Below are 4,109 nucleotides of genomic sequence, written 5' to 3'. Positions count from 1 at the left end.
CCTCGACCTCCCGGCCATCGCGTGGAAGACCTCCTTGAACGGGCCCTCGGCATGGCTGAGAAAGCCCTTGGACGGCGAGACGCCGTCCAGCCAGCCCTTCTCCGTGGGTTTGCCGAGGCCGAAGAGCTTGTCGACGAAGGCCCAGAGAAAGGTCCAGCCCAGGAAGAGCCTATCCGCTCGACGAACAGCCGCTCGAACTCGTCGGCGCAGCCGGTGTCGACGATGAACCGCTTCGCCGAGATGCAGCTCTGCCCGTTGTTGAGGCAGCGGGACTCCGCCGCCGTGCGCGCCGCGGCCTCCAGGTCGGCGGACGGCATCACCACGAACGGGTCGCTGCCGCCGAGCTCCAGCACGGTCGGCTTGATCTCGTCCCCGGCGATGGCGGCGACCGACCGCCCCGCGGGCTCGCTGCCGGTGAGCGTCGCGGCCTTCACCCGCGGGTCGCGCAGCACCCGCTCGACCTTCGCCGAGCCGATCAGCAGCGTCTGGAACGCGCCTTCGGGGAACCCGGCGCGGCGGAACAGGTCCTCCAGGAACAGCGCCGTCTGCGGGACGTTCGAGGAGTGCTTCAGCAGCCCGACGTTGCCCGCCATCAGCCCGGGGGCCGCGAAGCGGATCACCTGCCAGAGCGGGAAGTTCCACGGCATGACCGCCAGCACGGGCCCGAGGGGCTGGTAGCGGACGTAGGCGTCCCGCGCGTTCACGTCCGCCGGGTCGGCGGGGCGCCGGTCGGCCAGGAACTCCGCCGCGTGCTCGGCGTAGTAGCGGCACGCCTTCGCGCACTTGTGCGCCTCCGCCACCGCCGCCTTGTGCGTCTTGCCCATCTCGGTGGTCAGCATGGCGCCGATCTGGTCGGCCTCCCGGTCGAGGACGTCCGCCGCGGCGTTCATCCACTCCGCCCGCCGCTCCACGGGGACCGTGCGGTAGGAGGCGAACGTGTCCGCCGCCCGTGCGACGCGCCGGTCGACCTCCTCGTCGGTCAGCGCGTCGAAGGTCTTCTCGACCTCGCCCGTCGCGGGGTTGGTCGTGGCGATCGTCGTCATGTCGGGATGCTCCCTGGGTGTCCGGCTCGTTACCCGGGACGTGCCCGAGGCGGCCCGCAGGAAACGCCCGCGCGGACCGGTGCTCAGCCGGGGATCACGCACACCGGCGAGGGGACGCGCAGGGGCGGCCCCACCGGTGCCGGGACGCCGTCCGGCCCGATCCGGAAGGTCGCGACCGCGTCGCTGCGCTCGTTCGCCACGTGCATCCACTCGCCGTCCACGTGCAGGTCGCGCGGCCAGTGCCCGCCGGAGGGGACGTCCGCGACCGGCGCCAGCGCCGCGCCGCCGTCCAGCACCCGGTGGGCCGTCACCACGTCCGTGCCGCGCATGGAGGTGTAGACGTACCGGCCGCCGTCGCCGAGTTTGATCGCCGCGCCCTGGGCGGCGCCGCCCGCCGGCCCGGCCGTCGCGGGCGACTCCGCCACGACCTCCAGGCCCGCGTACCCGCCGGCGGGGCTCAGGACGAGGACGGACGCGGCGAGCTCCGCCAGGACGTGCACGTGCCCACTCGGGTGGACGGCCAGATGCCGCGGCCCGCACCCGGCCGGAAGGGCCGTCTCCCCGGCGAGCCGCAGGGCGCCGCCCTCGACGCGGAAGGACCGCACGAGGTCCGCGCCCAGGTCGGTCGCCAGGATCGTCCCGTCGGGGGCGTGGACGGTCATGTGGGCGTGCGGGCCCTCCTGGCGGTCGGCCCTCGGCCCGCCGCCGTGCCCCTCCACCACGTCCGGATCCCCGGCGAGACCGCCGTCGGGACCCAGCGGGTAGGCCCGGACCGTCCCGGACCCGTAGTCGGCGACGAGGAGGCGCCCGCCGTCCGGCGACACGGACAGGTGGCAGGGCAGCGCCCCCGCCTCCCGTGCCCCGATCTCCTCCAGCCGCGCTCCGGCCACCGCATAGGCCGCGACCGCGCCGCGGTCCTCCTCCCTGACCGCGTAGAGAACGTCCTTCGAGGGGTGGACGGCCAGGTAGGACGGGCAGACCGCCTCCGCCGCGAGCCCGTCGGCCCGCAGCGTCCCGTCGGCCCCCCGCACGACCCGGTAGATCCCGGCGCCGTCGCCTGCCGCGCCGGTGTACGTGCCCACCCAGAACGCCCGCTCGCCCACCCGGCACTCCCCTCGAAACGCGATCCGCCCGTCCACGGCGGCCGAGGGCGAGCCTAGTCCCGATCATGATCGCCCCCGGCGGGCGGTGCGGCCGGCGCGGCCCCGGGCGCTCGCGGATCGCTGCGCGCGCGGGGACGGCCCTGATACGGTCACGCGCGGTCGAATCTATGATCGCCGTGGGAGCGGCGCGGTGCCCGGGGGACGTTCGGCGCCCGCCCGCGGGGGTACGCCCCCGCCCCCACGAGGAGATGAGAGAGGCAATGGCTGATATCACCGAGTCGCCCGAATGGACCGCGCTGGCCGAGCACCAGGCGGCGATCGCCGGGCGGCACCTGCGCGAGCTCTTCGCGGAGGACCCGGGGCGCGCCGACCGGATGACCGTGACCGCGGGGGACCTGTACCTGGACTACTCCAAGCACCGCGTCACCGGCGAGACCCTGACGCTGCTCACGGCGCTCGCCGAGCGGGCGGGCCTGCGCGCCCGGATCGAGGCGATGTTCGGCGGGGAGCACATCAACGTCAGCGAGGACCGCGCCGTCCTGCACACCGCGCTGCGGCTGCCTCCCGGCGAGGCCCTGACGGTGGACGGGCAGGACGTCGCGGCCGACGTGCACGCCGTCCTGGACAGGATGGCCGACTTCGCCGGCCGCGTCCGGTCGGGGGAGTGGACGGGCTCCACCGGCAAGCGCATCACGACCGTCGTCAACATCGGCATCGGCGGCTCCGACCTCGGTCCCGCCATGGCCTACGAGGCGCTGCACGACTTCGCCGACGCGGGCGTCTCCTGCCGGTTCGTCTCCAACATCGACCCGGCCGACATCCTCGGCAAGCTCGCCGGCCTCGACCCCGAGCAGACGCTGTTCGTCGTCAGCTCCAAGACGTTCGGGACGCTGGAGACCCTCACCAACGCCAAGGTCGCGCGGCGGTGGCTCACCGAGCGGCTCGGCGACGACGCCGTCTCCCGCCACTTCGTCGCCGTGTCGACCAACGCCGAGCGGGTCGCCGAGTTCGGCATCGACACCGCCAACATGTTCGGGTTCTGGGACTGGGTGGGCGGGCGCTACTCCTTCGACGGCGCCATCGGCCTGTCACTGATGATCGCGATCGGCGGCGAGGCGTTCCGCGAGATGCTCGCCGGGTTCCGGGAGGTCGACGAGCACTTCCGCAGCGCGCCGTTCGAGGCGAACATGCCGGTGCTGATGGGCCTGCTCGGCGTCTGGTACACCGACTTCTTCGGCGCGCAGACCCGGGCCGTCCTGCCCTACAGCCAGCGGCTGTCGCGGTTCCCCGCCTACCTCCAGCAGCTCACGATGGAGTCCAACGGCAAGTCGGTGCGGGCCGACGGCGCGCCGGTCATCGCGCAGACCGGCGAGATCTTCTGGGGCGAGCCCGGCACCAACGGCCAGCACGCCTTCTACCAGCTGCTGCACCAGGGCACCCGGCTCGTGCCCGCGGACTTCATCGGCTTCGCCGAGCCGTTCGAGGACCGCGAGGGGATGCACGACCTGCTCATCGCGAACATGCTCGCGCAGAGCTCGGCGCTCGCGTTCGGCAAGACCGCCGAGGAGATCGCCGCCGACGGCACGCCCGCGGCGGTCGTCCCGCACAAGGTCATGCCGGGCAACCGGCCGAGCAGCACGATCCTCGCCCCGAAGCTCACCCCGAAGACCCTCGGCTCCCTCGTCGCGCTCTACGAGCACATCGTCTTCGTCGAGGGGACGATCTGGGGCATCGACTCCTTCGACCAGTGGGGTGTCGAGCTCGGCAAGGTCATGGCGATGGACCTCGCCCCGGCGCTCACCTCGCAGGAGCCGCCGTCGGACGCGCCCGACCCGTCCACCGGCGCGCTCGTGCGCAGGTACCGCGAGCTGCGGGGCCGCAGCGTCTGACCCGGCGGGTCCGGGACGCGCGGAAGGGCCCGCCGGTCGACCGGCGGGCCCTTCCCTTCGCCGTCAGGCGCGCG

General features: G+C 73.7%; 3 protein-coding genes. 1 reads left to right on the top strand and 2 read right to left on the bottom strand.

The window, feature by feature from the left end:
- Positions 1-1,043: aldehyde dehydrogenase family protein (locus AB0C69_RS39005; RefSeq protein WP_360361164.1), on the bottom strand; the 1,043-nt coding region annotated here is incomplete at its 3' end.
- An 83-nt stretch (positions 1,044-1,126) separates the two neighbouring features.
- Entirely contained in the window at positions 1,127-2,146 is a 1,020-nt protein-coding gene (locus AB0C69_RS39000; protein ID WP_360361161.1) for a beta-propeller fold lactonase family protein, read from the bottom strand.
- Between the two features lie 260 nt (positions 2,147-2,406).
- On the opposite strand from AB0C69_RS39000, the gene pgi reads away from it, so the two are divergent.
- Positions 2,407-4,035: a glucose-6-phosphate isomerase gene (pgi, locus tag AB0C69_RS38995; protein WP_345186768.1), complete on the top strand. Its 1,629-nt coding sequence runs from the start codon at positions 2,407-2,409 to the stop codon at positions 4,033-4,035.
- The last annotated feature ends 74 nt before the right edge of the window (positions 4,036-4,109 follow it).

Source organism: Actinomadura sp. NPDC048032 (assembly GCF_040653175.1).
Taxonomy (GTDB): domain Bacteria; phylum Actinomycetota; class Actinomycetes; order Streptosporangiales; family Streptosporangiaceae; genus Spirillospora; species Spirillospora verrucosospora.
Note: the sequence above shows the minus strand (reverse complement) of the source record. Positions and strands in the feature narration are given on the sequence as shown.

Bases quoted from the DNA above. Each gene is read 5' to 3' on its own strand.
- pgi (WP_345186768.1), top strand. From the start codon at position 2,407: ATGGCTGATATCACCGAGTCGCCCGAATGGACCGCGCTGGCCGAGCAC.